At 32.4% G+C, this 15180-nt stretch carries 19 protein-coding genes; 15 read left to right on the forward strand and 4 right to left on the reverse strand.

Annotated features, from left to right (window positions below):
• Positions 1 to 54: 54 nt before the first annotated feature.
• The 3 genes from P2W65_RS08780 (at position 55) to tsaB (ending at position 3701) form a co-directional block, all read left to right on the forward strand.
• Positions 55 to 1437 (forward strand): TolC family protein, encoded by a 1383-nt coding sequence (locus P2W65_RS08780; RefSeq protein WP_289664956.1) that lies wholly within the window; start codon positions 55 to 57, stop codon positions 1435 to 1437.
• 6 nt (positions 1438 to 1443) lie between these two features.
• Positions 1444 to 2736 carry an efflux RND transporter periplasmic adaptor subunit gene (locus P2W65_RS08785; RefSeq protein ID WP_289664957.1) on the forward strand — a complete coding sequence of 431 codons (1293 nt, stop codon included), beginning with the start codon at positions 1444 to 1446 and terminating at the stop codon, positions 2734 to 2736.
• 290 nt (positions 2737 to 3026) lie between these two features.
• Positions 3027 to 3701, forward strand: a complete 675-nt coding sequence (gene tsaB / locus P2W65_RS08790; RefSeq protein ID WP_289664958.1) for a tRNA (adenosine(37)-N6)-threonylcarbamoyltransferase complex dimerization subunit type 1 TsaB — start codon at positions 3027 to 3029, stop codon at positions 3699 to 3701.
• Positions 3702 to 3703: 2 nt separating this feature from the next.
• Here tsaB and P2W65_RS08795 read toward each other — a convergent pair whose 3' ends face one another.
• Both P2W65_RS08795 and P2W65_RS08800 read right to left on the reverse strand, forming a co-directional pair.
• Positions 3704 to 4516, reverse strand: a complete 813-nt coding sequence (locus P2W65_RS08795; RefSeq protein ID WP_289664959.1) for a mechanosensitive ion channel family protein — start codon at positions 4514 to 4516, stop codon at positions 3704 to 3706.
• Between the two features lie 87 nt (positions 4517 to 4603).
• The gene (locus tag P2W65_RS08800) at positions 4604 to 5011 is read right to left on the reverse strand and encodes a YtxH domain-containing protein (protein ID WP_289664960.1); all 408 of its coding nucleotides are present in this window, start codon (positions 5009 to 5011) and stop codon (positions 4604 to 4606) included.
• 274 nt (positions 5012 to 5285) lie between these two features.
• Between P2W65_RS08800 and P2W65_RS08805 the strand changes: the two genes are divergently transcribed.
• From P2W65_RS08805 to P2W65_RS08850, 10 genes are all read left to right on the forward strand, one after another.
• Positions 5286 to 7064 (forward strand): type VI secretion system Vgr family protein, encoded by a 1779-nt coding sequence (locus tag P2W65_RS08805; RefSeq protein ID WP_289664961.1) that lies wholly within the window; start codon positions 5286 to 5288, stop codon positions 7062 to 7064.
• Positions 7065 to 7076: 12 nt separating this feature from the next.
• A complete protein-coding gene (locus P2W65_RS08810; protein ID WP_289664963.1) occupies positions 7077 to 7247 on the forward strand; it encodes a hypothetical protein in 171 nt (56 codons plus the stop codon).
• Positions 7231 to 7434 (forward strand): hypothetical protein, encoded by a 204-nt coding sequence (locus P2W65_RS08815; RefSeq protein ID WP_289664965.1) that lies wholly within the window; start codon positions 7231 to 7233, stop codon positions 7432 to 7434. The genes P2W65_RS08810 and P2W65_RS08815 overlap by 17 nt, the downstream gene beginning before the upstream one ends.
• A gap of 50 nt (positions 7435 to 7484) precedes the next feature.
• On the forward strand, positions 7485 to 8102 hold the full coding sequence (locus P2W65_RS08820; RefSeq protein WP_289664966.1) for a hypothetical protein: 618 nt from the start codon (positions 7485 to 7487) through the stop codon (positions 8100 to 8102).
• Between the two features lie 199 nt (positions 8103 to 8301).
• Positions 8302 to 8775, forward strand: a complete 474-nt coding sequence (locus P2W65_RS08825; protein WP_289664968.1) for a hypothetical protein — start codon at positions 8302 to 8304, stop codon at positions 8773 to 8775.
• Between the two features lie 98 nt (positions 8776 to 8873).
• Complete coding sequence (locus P2W65_RS08830) at positions 8874 to 9119, forward strand: hypothetical protein (RefSeq protein WP_289664969.1); 246 nt, start codon at positions 8874 to 8876, stop codon at positions 9117 to 9119.
• Between the two features lie 389 nt (positions 9120 to 9508).
• A complete protein-coding gene (locus tag P2W65_RS08835; RefSeq protein ID WP_289664970.1) occupies positions 9509 to 9967 on the forward strand; it encodes a hypothetical protein in 459 nt (152 codons plus the stop codon).
• Positions 9968 to 10217: 250 nt separating this feature from the next.
• The gene (locus tag P2W65_RS08840) at positions 10218 to 10547 is read left to right on the forward strand and encodes a hypothetical protein (RefSeq protein WP_289664971.1); all 330 of its coding nucleotides are present in this window, start codon (positions 10218 to 10220) and stop codon (positions 10545 to 10547) included.
• Positions 10548 to 10568: 21 nt separating this feature from the next.
• Positions 10569 to 10778, forward strand: coding sequence for a hypothetical protein (locus P2W65_RS08845; protein WP_289664973.1), 210 nt, complete (start codon positions 10569 to 10571; stop codon positions 10776 to 10778).
• A gap of 530 nt (positions 10779 to 11308) precedes the next feature.
• Entirely contained in the window at positions 11309 to 11656 is a 348-nt protein-coding gene (locus P2W65_RS08850) for a hypothetical protein (protein WP_289664974.1), read from the forward strand.
• 145 nt (positions 11657 to 11801) lie between these two features.
• Here the strand turns inward: P2W65_RS08850 and P2W65_RS08855 are convergent, their stop codons facing one another.
• Positions 11802 to 12701, reverse strand: a complete 900-nt coding sequence (locus tag P2W65_RS08855) for a NifU family protein (protein WP_289664975.1) — start codon at positions 12699 to 12701, stop codon at positions 11802 to 11804.
• Positions 12702 to 12844: 143 nt separating this feature from the next.
• Between P2W65_RS08855 and P2W65_RS08860 the strand changes: the two genes are divergently transcribed.
• Positions 12845 to 13837 carry a PorP/SprF family type IX secretion system membrane protein gene (locus P2W65_RS08860; protein ID WP_289664977.1) on the forward strand — a complete coding sequence of 331 codons (993 nt, stop codon included), beginning with the start codon at positions 12845 to 12847 and terminating at the stop codon, positions 13835 to 13837.
• A 12-nt stretch (positions 13838 to 13849) separates the two neighbouring features.
• Positions 13850 to 14374: a gamma carbonic anhydrase family protein gene (locus P2W65_RS08865; protein ID WP_289664979.1), complete on the forward strand. Its 525-nt coding sequence runs from the start codon at positions 13850 to 13852 to the stop codon at positions 14372 to 14374.
• A 3-nt stretch (positions 14375 to 14377) separates the two neighbouring features.
• Here P2W65_RS08865 and P2W65_RS08870 read toward each other — a convergent pair whose 3' ends face one another.
• Complete coding sequence (locus P2W65_RS08870; RefSeq protein ID WP_289664980.1) at positions 14378 to 15094, reverse strand: LytR/AlgR family response regulator transcription factor; 717 nt, start codon at positions 15092 to 15094, stop codon at positions 14378 to 14380.
• Positions 15095 to 15180 lie beyond the last annotated feature (86 nt).

The following is a 15180-nucleotide window of genomic DNA, read 5'->3' on the forward strand; positions in this document are numbered from 1 at the left end:
TTAAAAAATGTTAAATTTGCGTAGTTTGCTTTACTATGCTTTCATCAAAAATATATGAAAATAAATAAATATAATAGTCTGGTTTTCGCAATGTTATTTGGTTTTGGATTAACCGGACAAGCACAGTCAAAACAATGGACACTTGAAGAATGCGTGAGATACGCATTAGAAAATAATATTACAATCAAAGTGTCAGAGCTGGATGTAAAAAATGCAGATATTGATAAAAAAGGGGCGTTAGGAAATTATCTTCCATCTGTAAATGGAAATGCTTCACACTCTTGGAATATTGGTTTGAACCAGGATCTTACAACTGGTATTTTACGTAATCAGACTACTCAATATTCTTCTGTTGGTTTAAATGCAGGAGTTGATATTTATAAAGGTCTGCAAAATCAAAATACTTATAGAAAAGCAAAGTTGTCAATTATTGCATCTAAATATCAATTGCTAAAAATGCAAGAAGATATTTCGCTGAATGTTGCCAGTGCATTTTTACAGATTTTATCAAATAAAGAAGATCTGAAAGTGAAAAAAGAACAATTGGCTATTGATGAAAAACGTTTTACACGTTCTGAAGAAATGGTAAATGCAGGGACAATTCCTCGTGGTGATTTATACGATTTAAAAGCAACTGTTGCTACAGATAAACAAAATATAGCAGTTTCTGAAAATAACTTATTAATTTCAAAATTAAGCTTAGCGCAGCTTTTGCAATTAAAGGAGTTTGCAGATTTTGATGTTGTTGAGAACAATAATTTAGCAGACGAAAACAATATTCTCGCTCAGACACCAGTTGAAATTTATGCCAAAGCAAAAGATATTAGAACAGAATTAAAATTGGCGCAGACTAATCTTGAAATTGCAGAGAAAAATGTAGCAATTGCAAAAGGAGCATTTCAGCCAACACTTAGTGGTTTTTATGGTTTCAATACTAGAGCAAGTTATAGTGATCAGGTTAGATTAGATGCTGCTGGAAATCCATATACTGTAGGGCCAGATCCGCTTTTCCAGCAATTTAGTGATAACAAAGGTCATAATTTTGGTTTTCAATTAAATGTTCCAATTTTTAATGGTTTCTCAGTTAAAAATAATGTAGAGCGCAGTAAAGTAAGTTTAGAGAAATCTAAAATAGATTTAGAGCAAAAAAGTTTAGATTTGCAACGTAACGTTTATACTGCTTTTACAGATGCTAAAGCGGCTTTAAATACTTATGAAGCATCTACCGTAACATTAGAAGCGAGACAGCAGGCTTATAATTATGCAAAAGAAAAGTATGATGTGGGTTTGATGAATTCTTTTGATTTTACACAAGCACAGACATTATTGACTACCGCACAGTCTAATGTGATTACAACAAAATACGATTACATGTTTAAAATTAAAATACTTGAATTTTATTTCGGAATTCCAATCGTTCCAATTATTACAAAATAATTTATTATGTCAAAAAAAACAATTTATTTCTTAGTCGGTGGTGCAATAGTACTTATTGCAGCTTTAATTGGGCTTTCAAAAGCTGGAGTGATTGGGAATAAGGATGAAGGGAAAGAAGTAGAAATCGCAAAAGTAACTGCTTCAACAATTGTTGAAACAGTTTCCGCAACAGGTAAAATTCAACCGGAAATTGAAGTTAAAATTGCTTCAATGGTTTCAGGTGAAATTATCGCTTTAAATGTAAAAGAAGGTCAAGTTGTGAAAAAAGGTGATTTATTAGTAAAAATAAATCCCGATTTATATACTTCTGGATTAGAAAGATCTGTTGCCAATTTGGCAGGAACTAAAGCAGCTTTAACACAATCTGATGCTAGTTTTAAAGAAGCAAAAGCAAATTATGATCGTAATAAAACTTTGTATGATAAAGGGGTTATCTCAAAATCGGATTGGGACAAAGCTATTTCTACATACGAAGTGGCAAAAGCTACAAAACAAAGCTCTTATTATAATGTTCAAAGTGCCTCAGCATCAGTTACAGAAGCTAGAGACAATTTAGGGCGTACCACAATATATTCTCCGGCAGACGGTACAATTTCTGTTCTGAATGTAGAATTGGGAGAAAGAGTTTTAGGAACTCAGCAAATGGCTGGTACTGAACTTTTACGTGTTGCAAACTTAAACAATATGGAGGTTGAAGTTGATGTGAATGAAAATGATATTGTAAAAATTAAAATTGGTGATGAAGCAAATGTTGAAGTTGATGCTTATCTGAAAAAGAAATTCAAAGGAATTGTAACTAGTATTTCAAACTCTGCAAGTACAACCCTAACATCAGATCAGGTAACCAATTTCAAAGTTAAAGTTCGAATTTTAAAAGAATCTTATTTGGATTTATTAGAAGGAAAACCAAGTGCTTATTCTCCGTTTAGACCTGGAATGACGGCAACTGTAGATATTATTACCACTACAAAAAATAATGTATTGGCAGTGCCGATTAGTTCTGTTGTGGTAAAATCGGATACTACAGCAGTAAAAGATTTTAAAGTTGAAGATCCTAAAGAAGATAAAAAAGCAGCTCCAAAAAGTGATAAAAAATTCGAATGCGTTTTTGTGAAAGTTGGTGACAAAGCTAAAATCAGAGTCATTAAGACAGGAATTCAGGACGATACTAATATTGAAGTAATGTCTGGATTAAAACCTGGAGACGTGGTTATTACTGGCCCATATACAACGGTTTCTAAAGATCTTAATTCTGGAGATAAAGTAAAGCTTAAGAAAGCTGATGCTCCTAAAAAATAATCTTTATGGTGATTTCGTTATGTGGCAGTCCGCCCCCAGGATTTTTGGAAGCATTTATATTTGGACTGATCGCAGGAGCAGGATTTCTTTTCTATATTCATTATAGAGTGTATCAGAGTGAATACTATAAAAATGAGTTTGTATATTTTTCGAGCGGAAAAAAGGCAATACTTTATTTGAGCTTTTTAGTGGCTAGTTTATCAATTCTGCCATTATTGTTTCTAATTTGCTTTATCCTTTGTACCTGACTTAACTTTTTTGTAAAACATTAATAATTAAAATTAAATATTTTGTCTTTTATTCTCAATATCGAAACGGCTACTAAAAATTGTTCAGTATCTGTAGCAAAAGATGGTCAAACCATTGTTTGCAATGAACTTGCAGAGGAAGGATATTCGCATGCCGAAAAACTTCATGTTTTTATTGAAGAAGTAATTGCTAAATCAGGTATTTCGGTTCAGGATTTAAATGCAATTGCGGTAAGCCAAGGGCCAGGATCTTATACTGGTTTAAGAATTGGTGTTTCGGCGGCAAAAGGGTTGTGTTATGCTTTAAATATTCCGTTAATTGCTGTAGATACGCTTCAGACCTTAGCTTCTCAGGCAGGAGTTCCAGACGGAAAAATTATTCCGATGTTGGATGCCCGCCGTATGGAAGTATACAGCGAAGTTTTTAATGCAGACTTAACCGTTGAAAGAGCTATTAAAGCCGAAATTATAGACGAAAATTCATTTCAAGAATACACAGATAAGCTTTACTTTGTAGGCGATTGTGCCGAAAAATGCAAAGCTGTTTTAACTAAAGAAAACTTTGTATTTTTAGAAGATATAAAATATCCTTCAGCACAAGCTATGAGTAAAATCAGTTTTGATAAGTATCAAAAAAGCGACACTGTAGATGTCGCTTATTTTGAACCTTATTATTTAAAAGATTTTATGATTACTGCTCCTTCTAAAAAAGAGTAGTATTATTTCTGTATAGTATAGGGTTGCACTGCAATTCCTGCCTCGTCTAGTGCTGCTTTGCAATTTTCTAATGTTTCAGTAAAAACAGATCCATAATCAGCATTTTTAGCCCAAGGGCGAACAGCAAAATCTACTGAACTAGCTGATAAGTTTTTTACAAAAACTTCTGGAGCTGGTTTCTTTAATACTTTTGGGTTTTTGACTAAGACATCTAGAAGGATTTCTTTCGCTTTTTTAATATCGGAATCATAAGAAATTGCAAAAGTCAAATCGGCTCTTCTTTCTCCCTGCATCGAATAGTTAATGATATTCCCGTTAGATAATGCTCCATTTGGTACAAAAACAGTTTGATTGTTGGCCGTTAGCATTTTGGTAACGAAGATCTGAATTTCAAGAACCGTTGCAATCACGCCTTGAGCTTCTATAGTATCCCCAACTTTAAAGGGTTTAAAAACAATAATAAGCATTCCGCCTGCAAAGTTAGAAAGTGATCCCTGCAATGATAAACCAATAGCAAGTCCCATTGCTCCTAAAATTGCTACAAATGAAGAAGTCTCGATTCCAAGGTTTGAAATAAAGGTTACGAATAATAAAATTCGTAAAGCCCATAATAATATATCGGCAAGGAATTTGGTAAGAGTTGGATCAAGATTTCTCTTCTCCATTATTTTCCTAATAATTCGGTTTATTAGTTTTATAGCATATAAACCAACAAATAAAACTATAAATGCCGAAATTAATTTAGGCGAATAATCAATAAAAATATTAGTAAATCGAGTAATGTATTTACTGACTTGTTCTGGGTTCAGATTCATGATTTTTAAATAAAAAAAACCTTCTCAAAAGAGAAGGCATATTAGTTGTGCAAATATAAAAATATTTACCTTATCTGAAAATAGACATTATATCTTGTCTGCAGCTTCATCGCCGATTTCTTCTACTGCTCCAGCCGATTTTTCGCTTGTATCGACAACCGTTTCCGAAATTGTTTCAGTGGCCTCATTTGTTAGAGAAGCTGTTTTTTCTTTAACAGTATCAATCACATCGCTTAGTGCGTCTGATGCTTTATCGGCATATTCGCTTACGGTTTCTTTGGCTTTTTCAGCATAATCTGCAGCTTTATCAATGATAGGCTCAGAAACTTCTTTTACTTTATCAATAGCTTCTTCTGCAAAAGTTTCAGCTTTTTCAATATAAGGGGCAGTAGCTTCTTTAGCCTGCTCAAAAGTGGTTTCGGCATTATTTGCCAATTCTGTTACCGATTCTTTGGTCGAGCCAAATAGATTTTTAAAAAATGAAGATAATCCCATGGTTTTTAATTAATTGGTTATAAATACAATATTAACTAATTTTATAGAATTACTAGTTTTTTTGATGGTAAATAATTGATAGTTAATGTTTAAGTATAAAAAAAGCGCCTCAATGAGACGCTTTGATTTTAAATATATTTTTAAGGATGCTTCCATTCTTTTTTCTTCACTAATAAAAAACATATTCTGTCATAATTATAGCTTTTAGAGGCTTTGTGATTGTTTTACTAAATCTAAGTTTAAAACAATTGTAATTAACTAAAACCTATAAACTATGAGTAAATTTTCAGAACAAGTTCATATTTCTATAAATACGTTCGATAAAAATGTTATTTATTACAATTTACAGCTGGAGCAGAGAATGGCCGACCACCATTATTTTTCTTTCGACTGGCAGTATACGGGTAAAACCATAATTGAGCCCCAAGACCAGGCAAAAGCAATAAGCAGGTATGTGGGCAGTGAAGTGATTTTTACCTTCAAAGTCAACGGGATGAAAGTCATGTCTAAAGGAATCATTACAAAGCTTGTTTCTGTTGACCTCCACGGAAGCCCGGCTGGACTTCGTGTTTTGGGAATAAGCCATACTGTGGTACTGGACGACATGAAAAAATCAAGAATTTTTCTCGATAAAAGCCTGAAAGATATCGCCCTTGAGATTTTTGCCGAGGAAGGTTCGGGAGAATTCTACCAGCGTGAAGCCGTTGCACCCACTTACACCAAAGCTTTTTCATTTAAACCGCAGTACAACGAAAGCAGTTTTGATTTTATGAAACGGCTTTCTGCCCGTTACGGCCAGTGGTTTTATTTTGACGGAATGCGCATGCAGTTCGGACAGACAAAAGCCAGCAAAGTAGTGCTCATTAATGGTTCATCACTGCATAATTATACCATTGAAGCCAGTCTGTTTTCGCATAAAACTTCGTTTGGAGGCTACGATTATAAAAATGCTGGAATTATAAGAAATTCGGCAGCAAAAGCCGAAGGAGGAAGCGGAGACCGGTTTGCTGTTTCAATGGGATGGAATCAGGGATCTATTGCGGCGCAGGATTTAAGCGTTGGAGCCTATACCAATAATGCGCAGAACAAGGAAGAAATAGACGAAATGGTCAGCCTGCAGACAGCAGGAAGAGATGCCAACAGTGTTTTCTACAGCGGAACTTCTTATTTTCCTATTGGTGTAGGAGAAGTTTTTACCATCCAGAACAAAACGGTGGAGCATAAATTAATTGCGGTAGAAGTTACACATCTCTCCAATACTAACGGCAATTACAGCTGCAGGTTTAAAGCTATCCCGTCTGATGTTGCAGCACCGCATTACACCAATGTCGAAGCCTTTGCGCTGGCAGACAGCCAGCCTGCAAAAGTTATCGACAACAACGATCCGGAAGGACTGGGCAGGGTAAAAGTGGCCTATTATTGGAACGGCTGGGGAAATGAAAGCGACTGGATGCGCGTGGCACAATTTTATGCAGGCTCTGGAAAGGGAAATTATTTCAGACCCGAAATAGGCGAAGAGGTTCAGGTTGGTTTTCAGGGAGGAAATGCTGAATGCCCGTATATTTCGGGAACCTATTATAACGGAAGAGAAAAACCAGAGTTTTTTGACACGAAGAATATGATAAAAGGCTGGAAACTTCGATTTGGAATGTTATTAAAGTTTATTGAGAAAATAGGTATCTGGCTTTCTGATCCTAGCGGGAATGAAATTCATCTAGATGAAGAAAACAAAAACATAAATGTGACTTCGCCAGAAACTGTAACCATACGAGCCAAAAATATTGTTTTTGAGGCAAGTGAAAGTATTACGCTTAAGGCAGGAACAAATATTACTATTGACGCTCAAAACAATATTATTCTTGATGCTGATGAAAAACTACTAGAAAAAAGTGATGAAAAGATAGACCTGATCAGAGAAACCATAACAACAACTTCTGCAGAACATATTGAAACAGCAGAAAAGATAAATCTAAATGCAACAAATGGGGATATGACATTAAAAGCTTCAAAAACAATTCGTGCAGATAGTGGCGAAAATACAAGTTTTAATTAAAAAACAATAGATATGGCAATAATAAAACAGGCAAGGAATTACAATATAAAGGTAGAGACAAGACATACTGTAATAGCACGTGAAATAGAAAAAACAGCCCAAACCATAAAGCTGACTGCAACTTGTGGAAACATTGAATTATATAGTATTAAAAAAATTAGAAAAAATGGGAACATCAATTAGTTTAGGAAATTACGAACCAGATCCAGTACCGGAACCTTGGGAAGAATACAGATGCAGAGAATTATCAAGAGCGTACTATACACAAAGTTTAAACATGACAATTGCTTCTGATGGATTATTGCATTGTGTTACAGCATTAACCTCATTAGAACTGAATAAATGTTTTACCGATTCAGAAAAAAAATAGAAATAAATAAAACTCCAAGAAACTGTTATTTGAGTGCTTTAACTATTTATATGGATAATAAAGGACAAATCATCAAAGGAGAAAAAATACTGACCACCTTTAAACTTGTTTATGACGTTACTGAAAAAAGACATATTTTGGATTCTTCTACCAGAATAAGGAAAACAAAAGAGGCCTGTATTGATGTTGATGAACTGCACGATCATGTTATTAAGAATAAAACGATAACTTTTAGAAACGGAAAAATTTATTTAATAAAAAAGTTTCATGAGTATATTATACAGGCGTCGCTTTGCAACCGCCGTACCGATGTAAATTTTACCAATCTAAAAGTGACAGGAAACCGTGATGAGTTAAACAAAAAGCTAAATCTTTTAGGAATAGCTGTTTCTTCTGTAGGCTTTATAACAGGAAAAGCTCCTGTAATAGAAGATGCCACGATTAAAATTTTGGGACTCGTTATAAGTGCAGAACCCAGATTTAGCCTTGCAGAATTTACTTATCCTATAAATGGACCCGTTTATTTGGATGAGAAAACTAAAATCGAAAATTATATCCGAAAAAGTTATAATGGCTACTTAGATTCTTCACAAACATTAGTAGATTCAGATAATTACAAAAAAGATATTTTGAAAGAATTGGAAGATTATGGTTTAAAAATTAAATAGCATGAAAAATATAAGTATATTATTATTGACATTATTCTTTTTATCATGTTCCAAACGAGATAATATAAATCATTATTTACCAAAAAAAATTTCAGCTAAAACTTTAATCGAAAATGGTTTTTACAAATACTCTTACAACGACACAATAGATAATAATTATAGTAATCAAAGACACACAAAAAAAATTGTAAAATACGATATGTATACGAACGTAGAGCCAGAGAATAAAAATGGAAAAAGGTATCCAAAACAATTAGTAGGGTTTTATAAATCTGATTCAATTGAAGAGAAAAAAAGTGTCAAGTATATCGGTCGAAAGTTAGATTATAGAATTATAACATATATGTTTAGAAATGACTCCTTATTTTTTAAAAATATCGTAACATATCCAAACAATATCAGATCAAAAGAAATTGCAGATTTGAGCTCTCAGAAAAAAATTGTGAAATATTATACTGGTCTTAAAATTCCTATAGAAATTATACTTGAAGGAAAAAGAAGCAGTAGAAATTATCCGACTTTATTTATGATAGATGGTTTTAAAACCAGTATTTACTATTCAGAAGATGATAAATCATATGATCTATTTATAAACTATATCAATGATAATTTTTACAGAAATATTGTAGAAAAGTGTTATTCTGGCCATATGAGTAATGCAAGTTATTACTAGTAAAGATAACAGAAAACAATGACGAGTTAAACAAAAAGCTAAATCTTTTAGGAATAGCCGTTTCCTCGGTTGGTTTTATAACCGGAAAAGCTCCTATAGTGGAAGATACCGCAATTAAGATTTTAGGACTTGCTATAAGTGCTGAACCTAGATTTAGTCTTGCAGAATTTACCCATCCTATAAATGGTCCTGTTTACCTTGACCGAAGAACGAAATACTTAGAGTATGAAAGATTTAATACCAATGGTTATGTATCTCCTCAGAGACCAAATAAAGAGACATTAAAATATATAGATACAGATATCTTGGAAACATTGGAAGATTATGGACTAAAAATAATATAAAAATGAAAAAAACAATATTGCTATTGCTGCTCTCTTTTTTGTCGTGTGCAAAAAAGGATAGGATAAACCATTATTTGCCAAAACCCATAACCCCAAAAGAGCTTATGGATAATGGTTTTTACAGATATTCTGATATTGATACGGTTAATAAAGAAGAACTTTTTAAATATAGTGATTACCCCCGCTCCCGCACGAATCCTTTCGTGTGGCGATAAGCTGGTTAAGTCTGATTTACTTTGCAAAACTTTACTTTTAAAAAAGTAAGTAAAATTTAGATTAAGTAGAAACTTACCACACGAAAGGATTCGTGCGGGAGCGGGGTAATAAAATTTGCAAAACAAGCTGCAGAAATTTTTACTTACATTCAGGTTTTAGATGAAATTCGAAACATGATGCCAGAAATAAGCAGTAACGGAAAATTCGCTACTCCTTCAGTTTCTACTGTATTGTCATTTGTTCCGGGATATCAGATTCTTGCTTTTGGTGTATTCCTTTTTGAATGGATGGCACAGGATTTATTGCAGGAAGCAGATCAAAATTTTCAAGAACAAATGTGGTTAGAATGGCAAAATACAAAAACTAAAGGATTGGATGCTGTTTTGTCTTTTATAGAAAATAGTTGGGCAGAAGAGAACTTTTTTAGATCTATTCCTGTCAATTCAGAAATTATCAATGATTTATTTAAAGGGAAACTAAAAACTTACGACGAAATAAAAGAAAGAAGATTTACAACAAAATCACCCTTAACACATATACTGATAACTTATGGTGTACAAGATTTACAACTTGGTACTTATTACGATGTAGTTGATTGTGTATTTATGAACGAAGAATTACGAAAAAAGTAAAAATTATTATTCTAACAATCCTAATTGCAATATGTTCTATTAATTGCAAAGAAAAAACTTATTTTAAAGAAATTGTTTCTGAGAAAAAAATAAATATAACAATTGCTGAGTTCCCAAGAGATAGAGAAGATTTGGTAATTACTATACCAGTTGAATTTAATTTATTCCTTAATAATTTTCCAAATATCCTCCGTGTAGGAGTTTACTACAAAAAAATAATCACTTATCTTCAGATGTTGATGATTACATTATGATAGAAAGCAAAAATGATAAAGTAATTTTCTCATTAGATCGTTATCAATATCCTAATTATCCCAATGCTATCTATTTAGTTGAGCGAAAAATAAAAATATCAAAAGAGGAGGCTCAAAAATTAATTGAACGATATAATCCTAAAACTTCTGTTGAAAACATAAAAAGTACAAATGATACTATAGTTTTAGTTTCTTACAAACAGTTTAGAGAAGATAATCCCAAATTTATTGAAGAATTACGTAGAATTCCTGATTCTATAACATTTATTATTCAAAATAGAAAAGAGAAAAAAACGATACAGGTTAAGGCAGGAATAAATTGGTAATAGTCTAATTTAAAAAAAATAATGGTTACAGAAAGAGAACTTGAATTATTGAAAAAATCCATTCTATTTATTAATAGCTTTAAGGATAATGTACACAATATAAATTCGGGACAAGAATTTATTTCTGTTCACAATCGTAATATAGAAGCAATTAAACAAATAGCACTTGATCGCAATTCTAAATATTTAGAAAACAAGCTTGCAGAATATCCCAAAATTACTGCTGCTTAAGTAAATGAATATATCAAAATTAAAAGGAACGATGTAAGTTTATTACATTTGCTATCGGTCTTTCTATTTGGTTTTTTAATTGGATTATACTTCGCTTTTTTAGAAAGATTTTTAAAAACAGGAAAAATTACTGGTAAACAAATTACTTCCAATATATTAAAAATAGTGGAGATAAATAAAGGTGTTTTAGAAGTCGTTGAAAATCCATATATGGAAAAATTGAGGGTATAATAGAATTAAGTAACCCCGCTCCCGCACGAATCCTTTCGTGTGGCGATAAGCTGGTTTTTATTTTATAAAATTCTAGGGGAAAATAAGTATAGAATGCAATTCTCAGAATGGCATAATATGGAGAAGTAAGTGCAACAAGTTACCCTCGTTCCCGTACGAATCCTTTGGTATGTCGATATGCCGATCAAATCTAACTTCCTTTATTAAGTAAGTAAAATTAGATTAAGTAGAAACTTGCCACACGAAAGGATTCGTGCGGGAGCGGGAAGCGGGGAGTCTAAATTAAAAACAATAGTAAAATGGAAGAGAAGCGTAAAATAGTTGGAGATATCTTAATCATTCAACAAGGAGACTATATACTTGAATTTATAAATTTAAAGAATAATGCTGGATTTGGTTTTATAGGAAATGGTGTTCAATATTACGATCCATTTGGAAATTCAATGATTAGTTACCCAACAGCATTAGTAAAAGACAAGAAGGTTTATAGTTTAAAAAAAATGCGAGATGAGGTTAAACTACCTGAAGGAACTGCTATACTATTACCAATGGAAGAAATTCAGGAAATTGCTAATAAAACTTTTTATGATGTAGGACAGTTTCGGACAATTGATTTTTTAACATTTATTATAACCGAAGAGAAATAAATTATTACTACTCGTAACATGATAGGAATAAAAAGATTATCTAGAGATATGTTGGACTCATTGTTTATAGAATGTAGATTTGAAATGTTTAGTTTAAAAAAAAGCGCCTCAATGAGACGCTTTTAAGATATATCTAACTTTAGATTTAAGCATTTGAAGCTTCTACTTTTATAGCTTCATCATTAAGCATGCTTTTCAGCATATTTTCGATACCGCTTTTTAAAGTAAATGTTGAAGAAGGACAACCGCTGCAAGCACCTTGTAAAAGTACTTTTACCGTTTTGTCTTCTTCATTATAAGATTCAAAAGCAATATTACCACCATCAGCAGCTACTGCTGGTTTTACATATTCTTCTAAGATATTGATAATTTGTTGTGAAGTAACATCTAATTTGTCAAAGGCTTCGTCTTTTGTAACTTCATTTTTGGTTGTAGTCTGAATTAAACTTTCGTCTAAAACCGTACCGCCGTTTTCAATAAATTGTTTAATGAAAGTTCTTAATTCTAAAGTAATTTCAGACCAGTCATTAATTTCATATTTCGTTACTGAAATATAGTTCTCATCGATAAAAATTTCTTTTACATAAGGAAATTTGAATAATTCCTGAGCTAATGGAGAAGAAGCAGTCTGATCGATGTTTTTGTATTCAACAGCATTGCGAGTCAGCATTCTGCTTACTACAAATTTTAAAGCAGAAGGATTTGGAGTTGTTTCTCCATAAACTGTAATAGGCTGTTTTTTAGCTTTAGTTTCATCAATTTTAATGATAACTCCGCCTTTTTCAACAAAAGAGCTTATTTGTTCTGCAACAGCGTCTTTAACATCATCCCAGTCTACAATGCTGTATCTTTCGATAGCAATAAAATTTCCAGATATATAAACAGTCTTAACGAATGGTAAATAGAATAGTTGTTGAGCCAAAGGAGAAGCCTGAGCTTCGTCAATGTTTTTGAACTCAAAGTTTTGATTTTGAGTAATAAAATCCTCAAACTCGAACTTTAAAATAGTTGGATTTTGAGTTTCTTTTATAGTGATTTTTGTCATGGTAGTATATTTTTTGCAAATTTACTAAAGTTATTTTCTACTAATACCTATATTTGATTTTTTAATAAAATAATTAAGACTCTTTTCAAGGAAATCGTGTTAAATTGCAGGAGTGAAAATTATATTGATACAAAATTGCCTTTATGAAATTTAAAATCAGGGTTTTATTAATTTTTCTTATTTCCTCCTTTTTTTCTTATTCGCAAGAAGGAATACCTGTTTATTCAGATTATTTATCAGATAATTATTACTTAATTCACCCTTCAATGGCGGGTGCAGCCAATTGTGCCAAGATTAGATTAACTGCTAGAAAACAATGGTTCGGACAGGAAGACGCTCCATCTCTGCAAACATTAAGTTTTAATGGAAGAGTTGGTGAACGTTCTGGGGCTGGTATTATTGTTTTTAACGATAAAAATGGATATCATTCTCAAAAAGGAGTTAAAGTTACCTATGCCCATCATATTATGTTTTCAAGAGATGAGATCGATTTGAATCAGCTTTCTTTTGGTATTAGCGGTGGTTTAATACAAAGTCAGTTGGATGAAACGAAATTCGGAGGAACTTTTGATCCTATCGTTTTTGGTTCTATTCAAAAAGACTCTTACTTTAATATGGATATTGGAGCTTCCTATAATTTTATGGACTTTTATGCTCATGCAACAGTTCAAGGTTTATTAGAAACAAGAAGAGAATTGTATACAGAATATGAGAGCGATAACCTGAGAAAGTTTTTATTGAGTGCCGGATATGTTTTTGGTAAAAATAATAGCATTACCTGGGAGCCTTCGATACTTTTTCAATATTTCGATAAAACCAAAGAGAAAACGCTTGATTTAAACTTAAAGGCTTACAAAAGCATGGATTTTGGGAGTCTTTGGGCTGCATTATCGTACAGAAGAGGCTTCGATGGGGCGCAGTATCTTGCTGGAAATAATGGTGTTGCGTCTCAAAAACTACAGTTTTTTACGCCTATAGTTGGGGTTAATTTCAAAAACTTTATGTTTGCTTACACTTATTCTCAAGTAATGGGAGATGTAAAATTTGATACTGGAGGTTATCACCAGATTACTTTGGGGATTAATTTATTCTGTAAAAAAGAGCGCTACGACTGTAACTGTCCTGCGGTTAATTAAATATTATTTTTTATGCTGATCAAGTCTGTTAACGGAAAATCACCTCAGATTCCAGAGGATTGTTATGTTGCTGAAAATGCTACAATTGTAGGAGATGTTACTTTTGGCGATTCTTGTAGTGTCTGGTTTAATGCGGTTGTTCGTGGAGATGTAAATTTTATTAAAATAGGAAATAAAGTAAACATTCAGGATGGAGCAATTATTCATTGCACTTATCAAAAACATCCAACTTTAATAGGAAATAACGTTTCAATAGGTCATAATGCGATCGTACACGGCTGTATCATTCATGATAATGTTTTGATCGGAATGGGAGCGATTGTAATGGACAATTGCGTAGTAGAAAGCAATGCAATTATTGCCGCTGGAGCAGTGGTCACTCAAAATACTGTTGTGGCTTCAGGAAGTATTTATGCTGGCGTTCCCGCCAAAAAAGTAAAGGATATTGATCAATCTGATTTTGCCGGTGAAATCGAACGCATTTCAAATAATTATGTAATGTATTCAGGCTGGTTTAAAAACGAAGAACAAAAATAAAAATTATAGGTTAATCCTCTCGAAAAAGGCATTTTTGTAGCTTTCGCTGATTGGAATTCTTTTATCACTTATTAAAACCTTGTTTTTCTGAATAGATTTTACGTGTTTGATATTAATGATGTATGATCTGTGAATTCGCGAAAAACCTTTGCTGGAAAGCAGATTTTCTAATTTAATTAAACTAATAAGAGTTAGAGTAAATTTATTGTCTGTCGTATAAATTTTGACATAATCTTTTAATCCTTCTATAAAAAGTATATCTGCAAAATTTAATTTTACATTTTCGTATTCGGCTCTTACAAACATAAAATCCTGCTCGATTTCAGGGGCATTTGTGTTTTCAGAAATGGTTTGAGTTGCAGTAACAGGCAATAAAACTTGCTGTGCTCTAACAACGGCTTTTAAAAAACGGTGAAAAGGAATTGGTTTAACCAAATAATCGACTGCGCCGAGATTAAAACCTTCTACAGCATAATCTGAATAGGCGGTTGTAAAAATAACCAAAGGTTTTTTTTCGATGGTGTTTATAAAATCAATTCCAGAGAAATGAGGCATTTCGATATCCAGAAAAATCAAATCTACGTTATTCTGATTAATAAATGAGACAGCATCAATCGCATTGTTAAAAGAATTCATTAATTCCAGCGATTCCACCTTTTTGACAAAATCCTGCAATAATTCTACTGCTAAAGGCTCATCATCAATAATTACACATTTCATTTTTTCAGAATTAAGTTTTTATAATTTGTTTTGGCATTCAAAAGTAATTTTAAACCAGTAAATTAAGTTTAAAATTTTCATAAAAT

The organism is Flavobacterium panacagri (assembly GCF_030378165.1).
In the GTDB taxonomy this organism is placed as follows: Bacteria; Bacteroidota; Bacteroidia; order Flavobacteriales; family Flavobacteriaceae; genus Flavobacterium; species Flavobacterium panacagri.

Bases quoted from the DNA above. Each gene is read 5' to 3' on its own strand.
- P2W65_RS08820 (WP_289664966.1), top strand. From the start codon at position 7,485: ATGGATAATAAAGGACAAATCATCAAAGGAGAAAAAATACTGACCACC.
- P2W65_RS08865 (WP_289664979.1), top strand. From the start codon at position 13,850: ATGCTGATCAAGTCTGTTAACGGAAAATCACCTCAGATTCCAGAGGAT.
- P2W65_RS08870 (WP_289664980.1), bottom strand. From the start codon at position 15,094: ATGAAATGTGTAATTATTGATGATGAGCCTTTAGCAGTAGAATTATTG.
- P2W65_RS08860 (WP_289664977.1), top strand. From the start codon at position 12,845: ATGAAATTTAAAATCAGGGTTTTATTAATTTTTCTTATTTCCTCCTTT.
- P2W65_RS08780 (WP_289664956.1), top strand. From the start codon at position 55: ATGAAAATAAATAAATATAATAGTCTGGTTTTCGCAATGTTATTTGGT.
- P2W65_RS08800 (WP_289664960.1), bottom strand. From the start codon at position 5,011: ATGGGATTATCTTCATTTTTTAAAAATCTATTTGGCTCGACCAAAGAA.
- P2W65_RS08850 (WP_289664974.1), top strand. From the start codon at position 11,309: ATGGAAGAGAAGCGTAAAATAGTTGGAGATATCTTAATCATTCAACAA.
- P2W65_RS08855 (WP_289664975.1), bottom strand. From the start codon at position 12,701: ATGACAAAAATCACTATAAAAGAAACTCAAAATCCAACTATTTTAAAG.
- P2W65_RS08845 (WP_289664973.1), top strand. From the start codon at position 10,569: ATGGTTACAGAAAGAGAACTTGAATTATTGAAAAAATCCATTCTATTT.
- P2W65_RS08810 (WP_289664963.1), top strand. From the start codon at position 7,077: ATGGCAATAATAAAACAGGCAAGGAATTACAATATAAAGGTAGAGACA.
- P2W65_RS08840 (WP_289664971.1), top strand. From the start codon at position 10,218: ATGATAGAAAGCAAAAATGATAAAGTAATTTTCTCATTAGATCGTTAT.
- P2W65_RS08795 (WP_289664959.1), bottom strand. From the start codon at position 4,516: ATGAATCTGAACCCAGAACAAGTCAGTAAATACATTACTCGATTTACT.
- P2W65_RS08805 (WP_289664961.1), top strand. From the start codon at position 5,286: ATGAGTAAATTTTCAGAACAAGTTCATATTTCTATAAATACGTTCGAT.
- P2W65_RS08785 (WP_289664957.1), top strand. From the start codon at position 1,444: ATGTCAAAAAAAACAATTTATTTCTTAGTCGGTGGTGCAATAGTACTT.
- P2W65_RS08815 (WP_289664965.1), top strand. From the start codon at position 7,231: ATGGGAACATCAATTAGTTTAGGAAATTACGAACCAGATCCAGTACCG.
- P2W65_RS08825 (WP_289664968.1), top strand. From the start codon at position 8,302: ATGTATACGAACGTAGAGCCAGAGAATAAAAATGGAAAAAGGTATCCA.
- P2W65_RS08835 (WP_289664970.1), top strand. From the start codon at position 9,509: ATGATGCCAGAAATAAGCAGTAACGGAAAATTCGCTACTCCTTCAGTT.